At 65.0% G+C, this 19,504-nt stretch carries 14 protein-coding genes and 1 pseudogene; 8 read left to right on the top strand and 7 right to left on the bottom strand.

Features of this window, described 5'->3' with window-relative positions:
- Positions 1-140: 140 nt before the first annotated feature.
- A pseudogene (locus PQR27_RS06870) lies at positions 141-536 on the top strand (transposase); the annotation flags it as partial.
- A gap of 296 nt (positions 537-832) precedes the next feature.
- Positions 833-1,084 (top strand): hypothetical protein, encoded by a 252-nt coding sequence (locus PQR27_RS06865; RefSeq protein ID WP_408522960.1) that lies wholly within the window; start codon positions 833-835, stop codon positions 1,082-1,084.
- Positions 1,085-1,416: 332 nt separating this feature from the next.
- On the opposite strand, the gene PQR27_RS06860 is transcribed toward PQR27_RS06865, so the two are convergent.
- Entirely contained in the window at positions 1,417-1,740 is a 324-nt protein-coding gene (locus tag PQR27_RS06860) for a hypothetical protein (RefSeq protein WP_408522959.1), read from the bottom strand.
- Between the two features lie 267 nt (positions 1,741-2,007).
- Between PQR27_RS06860 and PQR27_RS06855 the strand changes: the two genes are divergently transcribed.
- The 3 genes from PQR27_RS06855 to PQR27_RS06845 all read left to right on the top strand — a co-directional run bounded on the left by PQR27_RS06855 (position 2,008) and on the right by PQR27_RS06845 (position 3,709).
- Positions 2,008-2,730 (top strand): YdcF family protein, encoded by a 723-nt coding sequence (locus PQR27_RS06855; RefSeq protein ID WP_408522958.1) that lies wholly within the window; start codon positions 2,008-2,010, stop codon positions 2,728-2,730.
- A gap of 248 nt (positions 2,731-2,978) precedes the next feature.
- Positions 2,979-3,218: a hypothetical protein gene (locus tag PQR27_RS06850; RefSeq protein WP_408522957.1), complete on the top strand. Its 240-nt coding sequence runs from the start codon at positions 2,979-2,981 to the stop codon at positions 3,216-3,218.
- A 233-nt stretch (positions 3,219-3,451) separates the two neighbouring features.
- Positions 3,452-3,709: a hypothetical protein gene (locus tag PQR27_RS06845; RefSeq protein WP_007182306.1), complete on the top strand. Its 258-nt coding sequence runs from the start codon at positions 3,452-3,454 to the stop codon at positions 3,707-3,709.
- Positions 3,710-3,873: 164 nt separating this feature from the next.
- Here PQR27_RS06845 and PQR27_RS06840 read toward each other — a convergent pair whose 3' ends face one another.
- Entirely contained in the window at positions 3,874-4,164 is a 291-nt protein-coding gene (locus PQR27_RS06840; RefSeq protein WP_408522956.1) for a putative quinol monooxygenase, read from the bottom strand.
- A 578-nt stretch (positions 4,165-4,742) separates the two neighbouring features.
- Between PQR27_RS06840 and PQR27_RS06835 the strand changes: the two genes are divergently transcribed.
- Entirely contained in the window at positions 4,743-6,038 is a 1,296-nt protein-coding gene (locus tag PQR27_RS06835; RefSeq protein WP_408525430.1) for an EAL domain-containing protein, read from the top strand.
- A gap of 51 nt (positions 6,039-6,089) precedes the next feature.
- Here PQR27_RS06835 and arfB read toward each other — a convergent pair whose 3' ends face one another.
- On the bottom strand, positions 6,090-6,494 hold the full coding sequence (arfB, locus tag PQR27_RS06830; RefSeq protein WP_408522955.1) for an alternative ribosome rescue aminoacyl-tRNA hydrolase ArfB: 405 nt from the start codon (positions 6,492-6,494) through the stop codon (positions 6,090-6,092).
- A 140-nt stretch (positions 6,495-6,634) separates the two neighbouring features.
- Here arfB and PQR27_RS06825 point away from each other — a divergent pair, with 140 nt between their 5' ends.
- Complete coding sequence (locus PQR27_RS06825; RefSeq protein WP_408522954.1) at positions 6,635-7,294, top strand: VC0807 family protein; 660 nt, start codon at positions 6,635-6,637, stop codon at positions 7,292-7,294.
- 62 nt (positions 7,295-7,356) lie between these two features.
- Here the strand turns inward: PQR27_RS06825 and PQR27_RS06820 are convergent, their stop codons facing one another.
- From PQR27_RS06820 to recC, 3 genes are read right to left on the bottom strand one after another with little or no spacing between them, the layout of a single operon-like run.
- Positions 7,357-9,468, bottom strand: coding sequence for an AAA family ATPase (locus tag PQR27_RS06820; RefSeq protein WP_408522953.1), 2,112 nt, complete (start codon positions 9,466-9,468; stop codon positions 7,357-7,359).
- Positions 9,465-13,163 carry an exodeoxyribonuclease V subunit beta gene (recB, locus tag PQR27_RS06815; protein WP_408522952.1) on the bottom strand — a complete coding sequence of 1,233 codons (3,699 nt, stop codon included), beginning with the start codon at positions 13,161-13,163 and terminating at the stop codon, positions 9,465-9,467. The genes PQR27_RS06820 and recB overlap by 4 nt, the downstream gene beginning before the upstream one ends.
- Positions 13,160-16,534: an exodeoxyribonuclease V subunit gamma gene (gene recC / locus PQR27_RS06810; RefSeq protein ID WP_408522951.1), complete on the bottom strand. Its 3,375-nt coding sequence runs from the start codon at positions 16,532-16,534 to the stop codon at positions 13,160-13,162. The genes recB and recC overlap by 4 nt, the downstream gene beginning before the upstream one ends.
- Before the next feature lie 201 nt (positions 16,535-16,735).
- Between recC and PQR27_RS06805 the strand changes: the two genes are divergently transcribed.
- On the top strand, positions 16,736-19,186 hold the full coding sequence (locus PQR27_RS06805; protein WP_408522950.1) for an FUSC family protein: 2,451 nt from the start codon (positions 16,736-16,738) through the stop codon (positions 19,184-19,186).
- A 41-nt stretch (positions 19,187-19,227) separates the two neighbouring features.
- Here the strand turns inward: PQR27_RS06805 and PQR27_RS06800 are convergent, their stop codons facing one another.
- Positions 19,228-19,437 (bottom strand): hypothetical protein, encoded by a 210-nt coding sequence (locus PQR27_RS06800; protein ID WP_408522949.1) that lies wholly within the window; start codon positions 19,435-19,437, stop codon positions 19,228-19,230.
- Positions 19,438-19,504: the final 67 nt, after the last annotated feature.

Here is a 19,504-nt window from a genome sequence, read left to right as displayed (position 1 = left end):
CAAGGGTCGGCGCCATGACTTCTGACTGCATAGCAGAACCGTGGCAAGCCCGACCCTCCTTGGCACTCGCCTATCGAGTGCATGGAGAGTGCGCGGCGCGGGGCAGCGCACCGGAGTTAGCTTCGCTGAGGTGAAACATGATGCTGTTCGACGATTTGAGAGACAACGAGTGGGCGCTGGTCGAGGCGTTGTTCTGTGCGGAGCCAGCACGGAGCGAACGGCGCGGTCGGCCACGCGTGGAAGCACGCGCGGTTGTCAATGCCGTGCTTTGGGTGCTGTCGACCGGCGAAGGCTGGTCCAAGCTGCCCGGCCGCTATCCGTCACCGCCGACTTGCCGCCGTCGTTTCGACGAATGGCAAGCCGATGGTACGCTCGCCGAAATAGTTAAGCGACTGGGCACGAGCGGCCGCGAAATTTCGCTGCGCGGACGCATTGGCGCGACTGCCGCGAAGCCGCCGGCACCGCCGAGCCGCGACCGCCTGCGCGGCGCGTTCTGGACCAATCCGGAATCGTGGCGCGCGCCGGTCAAAATGGCCTGACGCAAATTGCTTTACTTCCGGGCGCCTGCGGGCGCCCGGCGTGTATCAGGGCCACCGTGCGCCGTCACTCGACGCCTGCCGGACCCGTTATGGGCACCGCATTCCCGCGCGCCCATCGTAGTCGTCCCGTTCCGCTTCCTTCACTGGACTGGCCCGCCCCGCTTCGGACAACCGGAGCGGCCGGCGGTTGGGATGAAACATCCATTTACCATTACTTACAGCGTGCTTTCGCTACTCGGCATACCGTATGAGTATGCAAACAGGCCGTGAATCCGGCTTGACGGGAGCTCAGCATGAAACCAATGTCACTGCTTCTGTGCGGCATTGTCGTTTCATTAATGGCCGCACCGGCGCTCGCTCAGGAGCGCCCGCAGGGCTGGAACTGGCGGCCAGATCGCACGGCCTCGGTTCAAGCCTCGCAAAGCGAAACGCGTAGACGCGACTTCACACCGCCAACGCCGCGCGGCGACTTGCGTGGCGATATTGCCAGTAACGTGCGTGCGCGGCCAGATCCGCAGCGCGAAGATCCGACCCGGCGACGCTAGATGTCAAGCACGCCGGGCATGCCTGGTGGACGCACGGCCGCATGCGCCGAGCCGCCCAGCGCGGCGAAAGTACGCATTGCGGTGCAAATTGAAGATCATTGAACGAATGGCCGCGATCCGGGGAACCACCTGCCATTGCATCAGTCTGATTTACGCCATTAGCACAGCGTGGCAGTAGTAATTCCGGTACGCCCGTATCCTCGTGATACGGGCTTTTTTTTGCGCGGACGGCAACCCCGGCACGCGCAGTACCCACGCGCGTTAGCGCGAGCGAAAAAATCACCACCGGCCGCATGAGGCGGCTGGAAAATCGGCGTGTCCGTCCAGCGAACCTACGGCCGCGCTTCGAGAGCGGCGGCAGGCCGCGCTTCGGCTGTAGCAACGACGTAGTCGTTCATTCGCTGCGCCGTCCAGCTCAACAGACGTTCGTCATGTGCAAGGCGGGCGAATTCGGCCCTACCTCGATCAGTCAGGACGGCGATGTCGACAGGTGCATGAAAACCCGGAGCCGGCGCGACAGTGCGCTGCCGAACGGTGTCCATCAAGCCGAGCGCGCGAAGATATTGGAATACGCCCGGACGTCTGGCCCATGGGACCTGGCGATATTGCGCCCGCCTCAGCGCTTCAAGTACCGCTTCGTTGGAATACGTGGTCATCTCACTTCTTTCTTAAAGTGCAGCCATGACACATCTCTGCCCAACACGTCACCGCGCCACCAGTGACGCGCGTAGCACCCGCCCGTGGCTGGAAGCCGGCTGCTGGAGTGCGGCCGTTTTCCGCCAGGTGCTGCCTGGTCTCTTTTTCCGGAACCCCCGTCTGAACGGCATGGTAGCGTTCTGTCTGCGAGCCCGACGATGCAACCGCTGCGGCGCGATAGCAAGCCCGTAGATTTGTCCCGAAAGACATACGTTACCCCATTTAAATTGATTCTATTCACTTTATTAGCGCTTTTTTTTGCAGTAATCGTGCTATGGAAGCGCGCCCGCCGCCCCCTGGTGATAGGCACGCTTGCCCTGTTCTGGCTACTCGCCGCCGGCTGGCTCACCGCGCCGTTGCTTGAACTGGCACAGCCATCCCGGCAGATCAGTACACCCCCCGCAATTTTCGCGCCGCGCACCGCGATCGTCATGCTGGGCGGGGGCACCGAATTTAACGACCAGGACATGCTCGTCCCGCCGCGCGATGTGATTGCACGCATCGACGCGAGCGCGCACTCCTATGCCGCCTGCAAACGCGCGGCGGCAACGTGCGAAGTGATCGTGAGCGGCGGCAATCCGCAGCGGCATCCCGCGACCGAAGCCGACACCTATCTGCCCTACCTGTTGCGCGAACAGGTGCCGCGCGCGGATATCGTGCTGGAAAATCGCAGCCGCACGACTTATGAGAACGCGCGCAATGTTTCAGCCATTGTCGGGGGCTCACGTTACGACTCCGTGATACTCGTCACTTCCGCGTATCACATGCCGCGTGCGCTGCTCGACTTCCACCGCTTCGGTATGGCGCCGCAACCGCTTATCTCGAGCGCGCGGCGCGCACGCCTTGGAATCCTGCCACGCTACGAGAATCTGAAGAGTGCGGAGGTCGCGCTGCACGAACTGATTGGGATTGCACAATTTCATGTCTATTGTGCACTCGGGTGGTTCTGACACTGCCGCGCGATGCCGATCGCGATTTATTTAGAGATGCGAATGTTTGCGGCACTACCCGCAACTCGCTCGAAGGTTATCCACGCGGCCACGAATGGCCGCGGTGGCGGCCACGCGTAACAAGATGTAACTAATTGTCATTGCGGTTACAAAAGATCCGCTGGAGCGGATATTGCTGGCTAGAATGCATTGTCTTTCCGACTGGACAGGCAAATACTCGGGTCCACAACCACTCTGCGGAGGTAACGATGAAGAAAGTGTCCCTGGCGATCCTGGTTTCCCTCAGTGCCGTAACGGGCGCGGCTTATGCGCAGGACAACGGCGTCATGATGAGCACCGATCCGGCCAAGGCCGCCGACGTCGAGCAACGTGCGCAAGATTTGCAAAACCGGCAACAGGCAATGGAAAGCGCGCCGGCCATGCCCGCCCACCATCACAAGGCAGCGCCGCACAAGAAGGCCGCCAAGCCGATGGCTGCCAGCTCGTAAGCTGCAGGCGCGCTCAGGTGCATCATCACCCCGCGCTTGGGGTGAAAAGCCGAAGCCGGCACCGCCGGTTTCGGCTTTTTTGTCGTCTAATGGATTCGCAGCGGATCGGCGAGGGGCGCGCAGAGGCGGCGCCCAAGGCACGCTGCGTCAGCCTGACGGTATGCTAAAGTCGCGCACCGACCGGCCCCGCCGGAATCCCCCTAACCCGTGCGCACCTTGGTGCGGAGGACAGCATGAGCAATATCCAGCTTGATATCGAATGGACTGAAGCAGCATCTCGCAAAATCGAAAAACTGATGCCGCGCGGCGGTCAGGAAGCGTTCCTTGCGCTGCCGCCCGTCGAGTGTCTGCCGATGGAAGGTGACGTGCTGTTTCTTGGCCCTGATGGCAAGCAGCAGCCATTCATTGTTGCGGAGCGCCAATATCATCATGATGGCGACGCCGACTGGACCATCATCCTGATTCTCGACGTGCCGCAAGCGACTCACTAAAGCTGGACGGCGAGCGCCGCGCTGATCGGATCCGGCCGGACGCTTCGCTCGCCTTTAGTGGCCTTTAAGTCGCCTTTCGTCACCCTTACTCGCCACTGCCCACCCTCGCGCGCCTCTGCGACGCGCCCAGAAGCGCAAGCAAAGACGCCTCGCCCCGTCACGAATCACGAAATCTTCGCCACGACGCGAATTTCCGCGTGCTCGATCCAGTCCACCGCCGCCTTCCTGTACGCCGCGATATGCGCGGACCGGGCGTGCGTCGCCAGCGCCTCCTGGCTTTCCCAACGCTCGACAAACACGAACCGGCGCGGCTCCTGAACGTCGCGATGCAGGTCGTACTGAAGCGCGCCCTGTTCCTTGCGTGTCGGCCCGACGATGCCTTCGAGCGCTTCACGCAATTGCTCTTCATAACCCGGCTTCGCGACCGAGATTGCCACCACCGCGATTTCCGCCATGCTTTGACCTCTGTTTTCAGGAAAAGCAGCAGCATACCTGCGGCCCGCCGGCCCTGCTGGCAGGCACGCGCGGGAGGAGAGAATCCGCGTCCGCCCGCGCCCGTCGCCCGATAAAAAACATGCTGCGACTGCGCAAAACGTCTGAGCACCGTCCTTGCCTGGAGTTTGGCGGGCGGCCACTTGCCGCCCTGCTACGCTCGGCTTCATACGGGCGATTGATTCCATCGGTTGCGCGTGAGGCCATCGCGTGCCAGAACAAGGCAAACCACGACGCGCGACGCCCCAGGCGCATTGTCCGATCGGCGCGCCGCCGTGGTTTTCCGCGCACCGAACCCTTGCCCGCGTCTGTGATAACCCGCACATTCATGCGAAGTCCGAACTGCTAGACTGGTTTTGACTCATTCGCCGGAGCCCAGCATGGCTGGCATTGCTCTCCGCGTTCCCGGGCTTTGCCCGCATCACCCTGCCGAGGTCTGGGTTGTGTACCCGTCGCGCGCAAAGTCTCGCGCAAAGTCTGTTTGCGCGCCCCGTCACCCGCTTGCTGTGATGCCCCTATGCCCGCTCTCATGCCCGCCCTTATGCCGACCGTCAGCGAATTGACCCTGAACGGTCTGCTCCCGCATCTGGTCCGGGACGAGTCCGGATGGACGGCGACGTGGCGCGCGCTGACGCTGCACAGCGTGTTCCAGCCGGTGCTGTCGGTCACGCATCAGTGCGTGGTCGGCTACGAGGGACTGTTGCGGGCATTCGATCCGGTTGGCTTGCCGGTGTCGCCCGAGGTGCTCTTCTCGGGCACCCGCTCGGCGGCCGACGCGCGCGAACTCGACCGCATCGCGCGTTGCCTGCATGTGGCGAATTTCATGGAGCAAGGCATCAGCACCGGCTGGCTATTTCTGAACACCCGCCCGCAGGTGTTCGAAACCGGCTGGCCGCAGCGCACCTTTATCGACGAATTGTCGGCGCACTTCGGCCTGCCGCAGGAGCGCATTGTGATCGAGGTGCTCGAGCAGCCCGCCGACGATGAATCCGCCGTCGCCAGCATGCTTGCGGCGTCTCAACCGCGCGACTTCCTGATCGCGATCGACGACTTCGGCACCGGCTTTTCGAATTTCGACCGGGTGTGGCGCTTTCGCCCCGACATCGTCAAGCTCGACCGCTCGCTGGTCGCGCGCGCCGGCAAGCGCGAAGGCGACGACTCGATGATCGGCCACCTGATCGCGATGCTGCATCAGTCCGGCACGCTGGTGCTGGCCGAAGGTGTTGAAACCGATGAAGAACTGATGATCCTGATGCAGGCCGACGTCGATTTCGTACAGGGTTTCTGGCTCGGCCAACCGAAGGGATCGGTCCAGGAAGCGTGCGCCAAAGTGCCGGCGATGGTCGAGTCGATGTGGAGCAGGTTCGCCGACTACGAACGCGCCCATGCGAGCCACGGCCGACTAGGCTTCGAAGGTTTCGCTGAAGCGGTGCTCGCCGCTGTGGAAACGTTCAGGACCACCGGCGATCTGCGCCAGGCCGCGCAGAACGTGTGGCATCTGCGCGAAGCGCGCCGGGTGTTCATCACCGACGGTCAGGGCGAACAGACCCAGCCGTCCGTGGCGGCCGCCTCGTTGCCGCCGCCGCCGTTGCGGCTCGCGCCGCTCTATTCCAACGCGCACAGCAACTGGTCGAGGCGTGCCTATTTCAAGCATGCGCTGGCCGCACCGGGCCGCGTTGCGATGATGGGGCCGCACTATTCGCTGGCCGACGGCGAAGACTGCTACACGGCCGCGATCGCGTTCGAGCATGGCGGTACGCATGTCCTGTGTGTCGACTTCGTGCCGACCCCAGCGCCGCCAACTGCGCGTCCGGCCGGCCGGGGCAGCAAGCGCTGAATCCGTAAGGCTCACCTGAGCGTGCTGACGTGTTGAGCCGTTGCCGCGCCTTTAATCGTCCACCCGGCCGCGGCCGGATTTGATCTCGCTGCGTCTGGCCTTGCCATCGAGCCGGCGCCGATTCGACGCACGCGTCGGCCGGGTTGCGACACGCGGCTTACGGGTGACGCTCACGCTTTCGATCAGTTCATCGAGCCGCGCCAGCGCCGCCGCGCGGTTCATCTCCTGCGTGCGATGTTCCTGTGCCTTGATGATCACGACCCCGTCGCGTGTAAGCCTGTGATCGGAAAGCGCGAGCAGGCGCATCTTCAACACCTCCGGCAACGACGAAGCCTGCACGTCGAAACGCAAATGAATAGCGCTTGAAACCTTGTTGACGTTCTGACCGCCCGCTCCTTGCGCGCGCACTGCTGTCAGTTCGATTTCGTTCGGCGGGATTGGATAACGGGATGTCATGACGCGGTAAAGGTCCAGGAAACGAAAGTGTACACAGAGCGCAACCGACTATCGGGCGCCTCCGCCGATGCGAAAAACTATTTGCAAACGTACGCTCAGTTCATCGATACTGCCGTTTTCCGCTTACAGCGTAAATTCAAATGAAGCTCCGCCCGGGTTTTGTGCTGGAACTGGCCGTCAACTTTCTGCTGCCGTGGCTCGCTTACCGGCTCGCGCTGCCTCACCTGGGCGAGACCGGCGCATTGATCGCCTCGGCCGTGCCGCCGATCATCTGGAGCCTGATCGAACTGGCACGTTTTCGCCGCGTCGACGCGCTGAGCGTGCTGGTGGTCGGCGGCATCGTACTCTCGGTCGCGGCGATGGCGTTGGGCGGCAGTCCGCGCATGCTGTTGCTGCGCGAATCGCTGGTGTCCGGCGCGGTGGGCGTGGTGTTTCTGCTCTCACTGCCCATGCGTCGTCCACTGATCTTCTATCTCGCGCGCGCCACGGTCGCCCGCGAAATGGAAGGCGGCGCTGCGCATTTCGAAGCGCTGTGGCGCGAACGTCCTGGCCTCGTCAGCGCGATGCGGATGATGACGCTGGTGTGGGGCGTCGGCCTGACTGGCGAAACGGCGCTGCGCGCGTGGATGGCTCTCACCTGGCCGATCGAGCGCTTCCTGGTTGTTTCGCCGTTCGTCGGCTACGGCATCTACGGCGGCTTGACGCTATGGACGCTGTGGTATCGCAAAACCATGCGCGGCCGGGTCGAGGCACGCGAACAGGCGGCCGCCGGCGCGGCACCCGCTCAGCAACCGGAATGACGCGGGCGGGCCGTGCGCGCGCCGTATGCGGACCGTATGCGCGCCACGCCGCCGCTACCCTCCTAATCGCCTCGCCACGCCAGGGCAATTCGCGCAGCCAGTCCTGAATCGCGCTGCGTGGGCGTTGCAATGGCCTGTGCCAGCACGCTGCGCGCGCCGATCACTTCGACGCGTTCGCGCGCGCGCGTAATCGCCGTGTACACGAGTTCACGCGATAAGACGCGGCTGAACGTCGACGGCAGCATCAACACGGCGTGCTCGAATTCCGAGCCTTGCGATTTGTGCACCGTCAGCGCGAACGCCGTGTCGTGTGGCGGGAGCGCCGCCGGCGACACCGCGCGCAGACCACCGTCGCCGGTACGGAAATACACTCGCAACGCGCCGCCCGCGCCCGGCAGCGCAATGCCAATGTCGCCATTGAACAGACCCAGCGCGTAATCGTTGCGCGTCACCATCACAGGACGGCCGGCGAACCACTGCGCGCCGACCGGCAGCGTCACGCCCGCCGAGCGACGCACCTGCGCAGCCATCAAGGTATTGAGCTGGTCGACACCACGCGGCCCGGAACGCGTTGCACACAGAACACGAAACCGGTTGAGCGCGTCGAATAACGGCAGCGGGTCAGGCGTCGCGGCCGCGAGCGCCGTGGCAAGCGCGTCGGCATACGGCGCGAAGCCCGTGGCAAGACGCGCGACGGTGCGCTCGGCGAGGCTCGCATGGGTGTCTTCGCGCAACGCCGCGGCGCAGGGTTCGGCGGGGTCGATGCGTAGAACGTCGAGCGCCGACTCGGCTGAGCCGTTGCGGATTGCGAGCGACAGGCGGCCGATTGGCGATTCGAGGCCGAAGCGATAGTTGCGTTCGAGCCAGACAACGCAATCGGCCAGCGGACTGCGGCGCACTTCCGCCGCCGCGCTTGTAGAGCGCTCATCGTCCGGCATGCCCATCAAGTCATCCGGCTCGCCGGCCTGCGCGAACAGATCGTCGGGCGGTGCGTCGTAATCTTGCGGCGCGTCAGCATACGCGAACAGGTCGTCAGGACGCTCGTCGAAGCCGCTCGCCGCACCCGGCAACGCTCGCGCGAGACGCGCCGCTTCGGTGCCGAGCGCGGCGGCAATCCGCTTCAATCCTGTTTGCGTGAAAGCCGGTTGCGCGCTGAGTTCGGCGAACACCGCGCCGGCCTCCACGGCCGCCAGTTGATCCTTGTCGCCCAGCATCACGAGACGCGTATGCGGTGCAATGGCGTCGAGCAGATGCGCGGCCATCGCGACGTCGATCATCGACGCCTCGTCGATCACGACGACGTCATACGGCAACGGATTGTCGCGGTGATGCCGGAAGCGGCCGCCCGGCCCGGAGCCAAGCAGACGATGCAACGTGTACGAGGTCTGCGGCAGCCGGGCGGCGAGTGCCGGCGGCAAGTCACCGGCGCGCGCGAGCAGCGCTTCCTGCATCCGCTGCGCCGCTTTGCCAGTGGGCGCCGCCAGTGCAATGCGCAAATCGGCGCGCGCATCCAGCAGGCAGGCCAGCACGCCCACCACCGTGGTGGTCTTGCCGGTGCCAGGACCGCCGCTGACGATCGTGAGCCGCCCCGACAACGCCATGACGGCCGCGACGCGTTGCCAGTCGATCTCGTCGTCTCGCGGCGGTCCGAAGTAGCGCAGCAGGCGCTCGTGCAGCGTGTGGGCATCGGCTTGGTCCGTATCTGGTGCGTGGCTGTCCGCCTGCCGCGTATCCGCACCCGTACTTGAACCTGCATGCGCGACCAGCGAGCGCGCGAGACGCCGCTCGTAGTCGTAATAGCGCGCAAGATAGAGCCGGCCTTGCCCATCGATCACCAGCGGCCGCAACGCGGCAGCGCTTTGCGAACCATCGCTCGCCATGCCGCTCGCGAACAGCACCGCGCGCACCTCGGCGGCCGACACATCGAAGCGTCGCGCCAGCGCGCGAAGCGGTATGCACACGTGGCCTTCCGCGGTTGCGCGACTCGCAGCGAAAGCAGCGCGCGAGGCCCATTTCACCGCTTCTGCCGACGCGCCGCCCCGCCGCGCCAGCGTACCGATGCGGCGCGCGAAACCTTCCGCGAGCGCGGTGCTGAAATCAGCCGGCGCGGGCGCGTTCACCTCGATTTCATCGAGTTCCGGCGGCATGGCCGGGATCTGATCGAACGTGCTCATGCCGCCCCTCCGATCATCGCGGCGTCGAGCAGCGCGACCAGTTCGAATGCCGGCCGGCGCATATGCACGCCAGCGGGGCCATCCGCGTCGCGCCACTGCGGACGCACGCCGCGCACGAACAGGTACAGATAGCCGCCAATGTGCGTGTCGTACGCATAATCGCGCACCCGTGTTTTCAGATAGCGATGCAGCGCGACCGTGTAGAGCAGCGCTTGCAGGTGATACGCGTGGCTCGCCATGGCCGCTTCCAGTGGCGCCGCGGCATAGTCGGCGGCGCCATCGCCCAAGTGGTTCGATTTCCAGTCGACGATCCAGAAACGTCCGTCGTGTTCGACGATCATGTCGATAAATCCTTTGACGAAACCACGCAACACGCCCGGTTCCAGCGCGACGTCGGGATAGCCGTGGTCCATCAGCAATTCGCGCAACGCCGGGAAATCGAGCGACGGCGCGGAGAACAGAAACTCGAGTTCGTTCAGCCGCCGCTGCGGATTCAGATTCGCGAGCGCCATGCCGGGCTGGAGTTCGGTTGTCACGACGTCCGCGATCAGGTTATGCATCATCGCCGGCAAGCGTGCCGCGAGCTCGGGCGCAGCCGGCGCCGGACGCTCGCGCAACGCGCCCCGGATGGCCTCCGGCCACGTAGCAGGATCGGTGAAATCCGCCAGCTCGAACATGCGGTGCAGACAGTCGCCCGCCGCGGCGCCGCGCGGAAACGCGAGAATGTCGTCCGCTGCGTAGGACGGCGCCTGCGGTGTCGGCAACGGCGCGGGGACGAGCGCGTCGGCGATCTCGTCGTGATCGGGCCGGACCTCTTCCACCGGCGTGTAAGCCTCTTCGGCTTTGCTGCCGGCGGCGATCAGGCCGCTGAAACTCGCCATGCGCCACTGGTCGCGCAATGGACGGCGATTGACCCGCGGTTGCATGCGCGCGCCGCTGTCCTGGAGACTTTCCAGCGGCACGCGCCGCCCGCTTTCCGGCAACGCATGCAATGCCACCGGGCCGCCCGCCAGCGCCTGCCAGCGCGCGGACAAGACGGCTTCGTCGGGCGGCTCGGTGAGCCACTCGTCGAAGCTGTGGCCGCTGCCGGCGACCAGCCAGTTCAGCACGCTGCGGCGCGACTCCCTGGTAGAGCGCGACGATAGATAGGTGCCCGCCACCAGATAGCAGCGATAGACCGCGCGCGTGAGCGCCACATACACGAGCCGCGCCCGCTCGGCCGCCTGTTCGCGCGCCGCGTAGCGCGACGCACGCTCGGCTTCGTCGTCATCGCAACCGTAGTGCAATACTGCCTCGCCCGTTTCATCGTGATATTCACGGGCATCCGGCAAACCGGACGATGGCGGCTCGCGCAGCGCGCCGTCGTTCAGGAACGGACAGAACACGACCGCGTATTCGAGCCCTTTCGATTTGTGGACGGTCACGATCTGCACCAGGTTGCGATCCGACTCGAGCCGCAGCTGCGCGTCTTCACCGCCGCCTTGCGTGCGTTGCGCGGCCAGCCAGCGCAAAGTGGGCGCAATCCCCGGTTGGGTGGCCGCGCGCGCCTGGACGAGTTCGGCCAGATGATTCACGTTGGTCAGACGACGCTCGCCGTCCACGCCCGCCACCAGCCGTTGGGCGACGCGCAGCTCGCGCATCAGCGTGCGCCACATCACGGCGAAGCCACGCTCGTGCCACAGCGTGCGATAGCGGGAAAAACGCTCGACCCAGCCCATTGCGTCAGCGGCGTGCGCGGGATCGTCAGTCGGCGACGGTGCGTCCGCGACCTGTTCGAGACGCCACAGCGCGGCGGCATCCATACCGAGCCAATCGGTGGCGAGCGCGGCGCGCAGGCGGCGCAGATCGCCCGGTGTATCGACCGCCGCCAGCACGCGCTCGATCTGCTCGGCGTCGAGCGTGGCGAACACCGAAGCCTGCGCGAGCTCGACACTGCCGACGCCCCACGCCGCCAGCACGCGTTTGATCAGGCTGCCCTGCTTATGCGTCTGCACGAGCACCGCGATATTGCCCGGCGCAAGCGGCGCGTCGCCGATCGTCACCGTGCCCTCGCGAGCGCCGCGCAACAGCCGCACGATCTCGGCGGCACACGCTTCGCTGGCGGCACGCTGCGCCTCGCGCCTGGTCAAGGCGGCGTCGCCTTGTGGCAAAGTCCAGATACGGAAATCGCCCGCACCGGCACCCGCATCGAGATCGACGAGTGGCGGGCGGCGCCGCTCTCCGGCACGCACCGGTTGATAGTCGAGTCCGTCGAGCACGAACGCCTGCGGGTTGGCTTCGAACAGCCGGTTGCAGGCCTCGACGATAGACGTGGTTGAGCGTTGATTGACGGCCAGCGTGTAACAGGCGGAAGCCGCCTCGCGCGCGGCCAGGTAGGTATGCAGATCTGCCGCGCGAAAACTGTAGATCGCCTGCTTCGGATCGCCGACCAGAAACAGCGGTCCGGCCGGCGCGAAGATGCGGCTGAAGATCGCGAACTGCAGCGGATCGGTATCCTGAAACTCGTCGATCAGCGCGGCCGGATAGCGCGTGCGCAACGCATCGGCAAGCCAGGGATTCGCCTCCAGCGCACGATACAGATTGGATAGCAGATCATCGAACGACACCACCCGGCGTGTGCGTTTGCGCGCCACCAGTTCGGCGGGCGCGTAGTCGAGCCAGGTCTCTACGAGCGCGAGCCAGCGCGCGCGTTGGGCGGCTTCCGCCGCGATCACTGCCGCCGCGAGTTCTTCGGCGTAGGCGAAGAACAGATGCTCGGGCGGTTCGAACTTGACCTTGGTCGCTTTCTTCAATGCCGAAGCGGTCAACTTCAACGCCGCGCGCGGTGGCGGCGCATGGCAATCGCCCTGAGCGAAATAAGCCGTCCACGCAGCGATCGCGGCGCTCACGTGATCCGGCTTGTGCGAGGTCTTGCTCAAACGGTCTTGCGCTTGCGCGAGCAGGCTGACGATCGCCTCGCGCTCCTTGTACCAGAGCTCACAGGCAGCGTCGAAACCCGCCTGCGGATCGGCGTTATTTCCACTCGCGTCGACACTGCCCCAGCGCAATTGCGCCAGCGGCTTTTTCAGGCGCCGCGCGAGTTGCGCGTCCAGCGACGCCGGACCGGCCCGTTTGGCAACCAGCCACGCAGCGAACGCGGGATGCGCGTGGGCCACCGGCTCTACCTGCTCACGCCAGAAATCGGCGGCCATTTCAAAGCGCAAGGCAGCGTCGTCGGCTTCCATTTCGAAGGCGAACGGCATGGCCGCCGCGAACGGCGCCTCCTGCAAGGCGCGCTGACAGAACGCGTGAATGGTGTGAATCGCAGCCTGGTCGAAAGTGCGCAGCGCGCGGCGCACCACCTTCAACGCGTCCGCCCGGTCGATACCCCGCTCCGGTGCGAGGGTCGTTTCGAAAAGGCGCTGGATGAACGGATCGCCGCCGTCGTCATCCATTTCAATGGCGCGGTGCAATTCGGCGAGTCGGCCGCGGATGCGCTCGTGCAACTCCGCGGTGGCGGCCTTCGTGAAGGTGACCACCAGAATCTGGTCCGCGTTCAGATTCTTTTCGAGCAACAGCCGCACGTACAGCGCGCAGATATTCCAGGTCTTGCCGGTTCCCGCCGACGCTTCGATCTGATTGACGCCGTCGAGCGAACAGGCGAAAACGTCAAGCTCCTCGGCGACGAGCGCGCGATGCTGAATGGCGCCGCTCATGGTGCACTCCGCAGATGCTGGACGAGCGGTTTGAAGACGATCGCGGCGAGGCTGCCGAACGGTTCGTCGAGCGTGAGCGGCGTGCCGCGCAGCGCGATGCGCAAGGCCGGGTCGTCGGACTCGCCGCGCACCCGGTCATTGATCCAGACACCTTGCGCAGCGGAGTCACTCTCACTGACTTTGGCCCACGCGCTCTTCGGGAAAAAGCGCAGCGGCAACCGGCGCCCCGCCCGGAACAGCGCGGCGAGCGGCGCGAGTTCATCGAGCGGCGCGGCGACCGGCGCGAGCTCGAAGCTCTCGCCGCTGCCATGCCAGACGGTGCGGCGCGAACCGTTCGGCTGCGCCGCGCAATAGACCAGGTGCGCGAGCCATGCGGACAGATAATCGCGTGCGGTAGGTTTGGCGTAGCGGAAAATCACCTGCCCCGTTTCGGTCAGCAAATTCAGGGTGCCGTGCAGTTGCAGCGGTGTTTCAGCCGCTTTGCGAAGCGCTGTGTCGTGCGTACCGAACAGCGTATCCGCGATTTCGGCACGATCGGGCCAGCGCGGCACGATATCAAGTACAAACGGCAAGCGCTCGACGCCCGAGGCCACTTCGCGGCGCACGCTATCCGCGAGCTGGCGCAGCGCGCCCAGTTCGCGCGCACGCCACACTGCCCCCGTCGCGCCGCCCGGCAGTTCGGGACTGGCGGCGGCAAGCCGGCGCACGCGCTCGAACATGTGGTCGTCGCCGATATCGCTGTCGAGCAGTACTGGCAGGAGACGCTCCGCTAGCGCATCGCGCCCCGCGTAGTCGAGCTCGAACGGCTCGGTATCGAGCAATTCGCCTTGCGCATCCGACAGCACGATCCCCAGGCGGTCGCGCAACAAAGCGCGCGCCGGGTGGCGCCAGAAGCGCACGAATTCGTCGAAGGCAACCGGCGCGGCGTCTTCAGCCGGCAACGGTTGATCGAAGAACGGCGCGGCCGGCGCATGCTGTGGCGCGGCCAGCAGGCTGGCCAGTTCCGCGCGATCGACGTCGTAGGTAAACAGATCTCGCTGCGACGAAAAATAGTCCGACGCGAATGCCTGCAACGGATGATCGACGACAAACGCGTGACGCGCCGTTTCGATCTCCGCGGGACTCGCCCCCTCGCCCGCCGACACCTGCGCGAGATAGTCGAGCAATTCGTCTACCAGCGCGGCCGGCGGCAGCGGTGCGTTGTCGCGGATACTGCGGCCCGTGTAGGCGATGAAGAGACGATCGCGCGCGGCCAGCAACAGGTCGAGGAACAGATTGCGCTCGTCGTCGCGGCGCTGCCGGTCGCCGGCTTTGCCGAACGCGGCCATCAGATCGAATTCGTCGGCGCGCGCGAGACTCGGCAGCACGCCGTCGTCCATGCCAAGCAGGCAGACGACACGATACGGCAGGCCGCGCAGACTGGTCAGCGAAGAAAACGTCACGCTGCCCCATGGCACGCCGCCACGCGCCGGATCGTCGAGCGCTTCGGTGAGCGCGCCGCGCACCACGGCGGCCGGCAGCACGACGTCCTGCGCGCCGGCGCGCATGGCGTCGCCCATCTTGTCGATTGCGTCACGCACGGCAGCCAGCGCATCGGCGAATTCGACGCCGCCATCGAAACACTGCGCGAGCGTGTCGAGCAACAACAATGTCCATTCGGACGGCGTTTGTTCGACCGCGCAGCGCTGCGCGAAGGACTCGATGTCGTCGACGAAACGCGACAGGCGGCCGAGCAATTCAGCACCGGAGCCGTCGGCACCTTCCACCGGCAGCCATGCGTCGACCGGCTCGCCGCCGTCCGGCATCGCGTAGCCAAGGTACAGGCGCGTGAGCGCATCGGCGAATGTATGACGCGCAACCGGCACGTGCTCGCCGAGCGGCTCGACCGGTGCCAGGCCGCGACGGGCGCCCGCTGCCGCGAGCCATTCCTGCGCGGCCTCGAGCGCGCTGGCGTCGATCCCGTAGCGCGCGGCAATTGCGTCGACACGCAGCCATTCGATCAGATCCGGCGCGCCCACGCTGCGCTCGGGCAACGCCAGCCAGTCGAGCAACAGACGCGCGACCGGATTGGCCTGCGACGGCGGCAAGCCGGTGATCCGATACGGAATGCGGCGCGTATCGCCAAACGGCGCAGTGCCGAATACCGCATCGATCAAAGGGCCGGCCGCCGCGAGATCGGACACGGCGACCAGCACGTCGGACGGCTGCAGATCGTCGAACTCGTCGAACCAGCCGAGCAGGCGGTCGTGCAGCACTTCGAGCTGCCGCGACAGGCTGTGGCACACGTGTACTTCGATACCGCGCTCGGTCGGCAGTTCGTCAGCTTCCGTTTCCGTGCGCAGATCGAGAATGCCGTTCTGCACGGCGGCGAGCCAGCTTGGCTCAGGGTTCCCGGTGAAGTCGCCGGTTTCGCCCGATGCAGCGCTCTCCGTCAACTCATGCAGCATATGCAGTTGCGCCTGGGTTTGACGGCCCCACTCGGCGAGCAGCGGATGACCGACCTCCTGATAGTCCCGTTGCCCTGCTGCATCAAGCGCTTCGACGCGCCCTTCGCTGACGATATCGAACCAGAACTCGCGGCACGGGTTCATCACATACAGGCGCACGTCGACCCAACGCGACAACTCGCGCAGCAGAGCGACATGCAGCGGCGGCATGGTCGGCAAGGCGAACACGCTGACCGCTTCGGGCCAATCTGCTTTGGCAATCGCCTCGAGATCGAGCGTGCGGATTTCTTCCAGAAAGCGGTACGCGGGCGGCAAGGCGGCAGCGGGCGTTTGCGCGTTGCCCGCCACTTCGGCGAGCACGCCGCGCCACAGCGCGGCTTGCCAACGCTCGTCTTCACGCGCGGCTTCGCTCGCCCCGATCAGGCGCGGACCGTTGTCGTCAACCGCGCCGCCTGCGAAGATCGAGCCGCCCTTCTGCCATTGCAGCAGCCATTCCGGGCGATACGTCAGATAGTGGTCGAGCACGGTGGCCACGCGCCGGGCCAGTTCGTAGCGCATCGACGCATCCGCCGCGTCGAGATACGTACGCAGACGCGCCGATGCATTCCACGGTAGCGCCGGGTCTTCATCTCCAAGCAGCCGGTAGCAGCGCCACACCAACCGGTCGGGTGCGAACGGCGAATGCTTCGGCACCTCGATCACACCGCCGATCTGCGCCCACAACCATTGCGCGAGGTAACCAAAATTGACATTCGCACAGATGCCCTGGCGCGCCGCGATATCGAGCTCGAGCCGGCGCCGCACCGCCGCGCTCGGGACGATGACAGGCTGCGCGCTCCAGGGGTTGGACGGCGCCTGCGCCAGGTCGTCAAGCAGCGCGCCGACAAGCGTTTCGTAGCGGTTCGAGTAGAAAAGTTGGAGCATGGGTCCCGGGAAAGCGTGCGGCGCGGGCGGAACGCTCAGGCCACGACAGACATTGAAGCGACAGCATAACAAACGCGCTCATCGCGCAGAACCTGGCCGAACGGATGAGGTCTGATCGGCCACAAAATCAGTTAGACTCGACGGCAGTTTGGGTCTGTCCCTTCACCGCGATTTTCCTTGTGAATAGAATCCAGGCAGTCGATGCGCTATTCGGTTGAGATAAAAAAATTCCTCTACAGCCAGTACTTTTATGGCGGCCTGCGCATCGCAGTCGGCGTGTCATTACCTGCCGTACTGTGCCTGATCGTGTTTCACGACCGGGAGCTCGGCTTCACGATCGCCACCGGCGCGCTCGGCGCGTGCGTGGTCGACATGCCGGGGCCGCTCAAGTACAAGCACAACGAAATGCTGGCCTGTACGGTCATCGGCTTCCTGTCCGCGCTCGCTACCGGCCTCGCCACGGTCAACGCGGTGACGCTATGGTGCACGGTCGTACCGCTGACCTTCCTGCTCTCGCTGATTGTCGTGTATGGCAACCGCTGGCCGCAGATCAGCTTCGCAACGCTGTTCATGATGATCGTGACGCTCGAGGAGCATTTCACGCCCATGCAGGCGCTCGTCAACGCGTCGTGGATTCTGGTGGGCGGCCTCTGGTACACCTACTGGTCGACCCTCGTGAGCCGCTGGATGATGCACCGCATCGAACAGCAGGCGCTGGCCGAAAGCGTGTTCGCGTGCGCCGACTATCTGCTCGCGCGCGCCTCGTTCTACGACCTCGATAACGATCTCGACGAGTGCTACCGCAATCTGGTCGACAAGCAGATCGCCGCCGTCGAGCGCCAGGACGCCGCCCGCGATATCGTGCTGCGCAATCTGCCGAAGCTGAAAACCGGCCGGCTCGAACCGCGCCGCGCCATGCTGTTCAACCTGTTCATCAATACGGTCGATCTACACGAACTGTTTGTCGGCGCGCATACCGATTACCCGCTGGTGCGCACCACGTTTGGCGGCTCCGACCTGCTGGTGTTCTATCGTGATCTGATTCGCAAATCCGCCGCCGATCTCGAGGAGATCGGACTCGCGGTGCTGCAGAACCAGGCGCCGCGTACGCGCGTCAACGTGAAGGCTGAATTGCGCGCTATCGAGTTCGAGATCGAGGTGATGCGCAAGCAGGACCTGCCGGTCAAAAACCCCGAGGCGTATTCGGCAATATCGGCTACGTTTCGCCGCATCTGGAGCGCGACGCGGCTCATCGACAAGATGCGCAAAAGTCTGTCCAGCGACGCCCGCGTCACAGAAACCGAACTGCGCCTCGATCAGGCGCTCAGCCGCTTTGTGTCGAGCCGGCGCGTGCCGTTCGGACAGATTTTTTCGAATCTGACCATGGCCTCGCCGAGTTTCCGCCACGCGCTGCGCGTGACGATCGCGGTCGCGGTCGGCTTCTGGCTCGGCCGTCTGCTGCCGCTCACCAACGCGTACTGGATCGTGATGACCACCGTCATCATTCTGAAGCCCGGCTATTCGCTAACCAAGCAGCGCAATGGGCAGCGGATTATCGGCACGCTGATCGGCTGCGCGGCAAGTATCGCGCTGATGATCTTCGTCAAGGAACCACACATCCTGCTGGTGGTGATGTTCGCTTCGATGGTGATGAGCTACAGCCTGCTGCTGTTCAATTACACGGCGAGCGTGGTGTTCACCTCGTCGTATGTGCTGCTGATGTTCCATCTGCTCGCGCCGGGCAGCATGCGCATCATCGGCGAGCGCGCGATCGACACGGTAGTGGGATGCGCGATAGCGATTGCGGCGAGCCATCTGTTCCCGTACTGGGAATACCGGTTGATGGGCAAGCTCGTCAACAACATGATCAACGCGACGCGGCAGTATCTGGAAGCGAGCTGGTGGTGGAGCGGCAAACCGGCCGCGGCGGTGGTCGCCACCGTGACCGAAGCCGGGGCGCGTGCGCCTGCCGCGGCCATGGCCGACCCGGCGATCGAATTCGCCACGCCGGCGCTTGCCGTGGCGAACGCAGGTGTCAACTCAAGTGTCACCTCAGGCGTCACCTCAGGCGCTGGCATCGCCGGCACCACCACCGTCAGCAACCCTACGGCCAAGCCGTCAGCCGGTACGTCCGCCGCGGCCGCAGCCGCCGCCACGGCCCTCGATCGCGACTACCGCTACCGGCTTGCGCGCAAGAACGTCCACGTGGCGTTCGCCAATCTGGGCCAGGCGTTTCAGCGCATGATGCTGGAACCGAGGGCGGCGCAAAAGTTCGTGCCGGAACTGAATGGTCTGCTGGTGCGAAGCCACTCGCTTGCCTCCCAGATTACGGCGGCCGCGCCATTGCTGCGCACATCCGCGCAACAGGGCGAAGGCGTCTCGCTGCAGGCGCTGCAACGCACGTTGACCGTGATCCGCGACAATCTCACCGAAGCCGAAGCCGGCAACGCGCCACCCGCCGACCACGGCGAGCAGGTCAAACAACTGACGCGCGAGCTGGATGCAATGGTGGTCGAAACGGAAAAGTCGCCCGACTATTCCGCGGACGCCGTGCACGACATGAAATTGCTCTCACACCAGTGCAAGCAGATGCTGACGGCGTCGGCGCAGATTCGCAAAGATGCGAGCGTGATCCGGCTACCGGAAGAATGACATCGCCAAGGCCGCAATAGGACCGCGACCTCTGACGCGTCTTATTGCGAAGCGCCGCTAGCAGGCGCTGCCGCGGTTGCCGCTGCGGCTGCGTCCGATGAAATCGACGGCGCTGGCGCATTCTGGCTGTCGAAATCGTGCTTTTCCTTGATGGCGTTATAGAAGAGCGTGGCGATGACCAGCAGCACCGCGACCACGATGAAAACGGCAATGCCAAAGGTCGGGTTCTTCTTGCGCGGCGGTTTGTTCATGAGGCGGGCCCGGTTCGCGAGGCAGTCGCGGATTGTGTCTGAAGGAAGGCGGCATTCTACGCTGAGT

The organism is Paraburkholderia fungorum (assembly GCF_046027215.1).
GTDB classification, from domain to species: Bacteria; Pseudomonadota; Gammaproteobacteria; order Burkholderiales; family Burkholderiaceae; genus Paraburkholderia; species Paraburkholderia fungorum_D.
This window is presented reverse-complemented; position numbering and strand designations above follow the sequence as displayed.

What these genes read in the sequence shown, in the direction of transcription:
- PQR27_RS06865 (WP_408522960.1), top strand. Translation starts at nt 833, where the DNA reads ATGAAACCAATGTCACTGCTTCTGTGCGGCATTGTCGTTTCATTAATG.
- PQR27_RS06860 (WP_408522959.1), bottom strand. Translation starts at nt 1,740, where the DNA reads ATGACCACGTATTCCAACGAAGCGGTACTTGAAGCGCTGAGGCGGGCG.
- PQR27_RS06850 (WP_408522957.1), top strand. Translation starts at nt 2,979, where the DNA reads ATGAAGAAAGTGTCCCTGGCGATCCTGGTTTCCCTCAGTGCCGTAACG.
- PQR27_RS06845 (WP_007182306.1), top strand. Translation starts at nt 3,452, where the DNA reads ATGAGCAATATCCAGCTTGATATCGAATGGACTGAAGCAGCATCTCGC.
- PQR27_RS06840 (WP_408522956.1), bottom strand. Translation starts at nt 4,164, where the DNA reads ATGGCGGAAATCGCGGTGGTGGCAATCTCGGTCGCGAAGCCGGGTTAT.
- PQR27_RS06835 (WP_408525430.1), top strand. Translation starts at nt 4,743, where the DNA reads ATGCCGACCGTCAGCGAATTGACCCTGAACGGTCTGCTCCCGCATCTG.
- arfB (WP_408522955.1), bottom strand. Translation starts at nt 6,494, where the DNA reads ATGACATCCCGTTATCCAATCCCGCCGAACGAAATCGAACTGACAGCA.
- PQR27_RS06825 (WP_408522954.1), top strand. Translation starts at nt 6,635, where the DNA reads ATGAAGCTCCGCCCGGGTTTTGTGCTGGAACTGGCCGTCAACTTTCTG.
- PQR27_RS06820 (WP_408522953.1), bottom strand. Translation starts at nt 9,468, where the DNA reads ATGAGCACGTTCGATCAGATCCCGGCCATGCCGCCGGAACTCGATGAA.
- recB (WP_408522952.1), bottom strand. Translation starts at nt 13,163, where the DNA reads ATGAGCGGCGCCATTCAGCATCGCGCGCTCGTCGCCGAGGAGCTTGAC.
- recC (WP_408522951.1), bottom strand. Translation starts at nt 16,534, where the DNA reads ATGCTCCAACTTTTCTACTCGAACCGCTACGAAACGCTTGTCGGCGCG.
- PQR27_RS06805 (WP_408522950.1), top strand. Translation starts at nt 16,736, where the DNA reads ATGCGCTATTCGGTTGAGATAAAAAAATTCCTCTACAGCCAGTACTTT.
- PQR27_RS06800 (WP_408522949.1), bottom strand. Translation starts at nt 19,437, where the DNA reads ATGAACAAACCGCCGCGCAAGAAGAACCCGACCTTTGGCATTGCCGTT.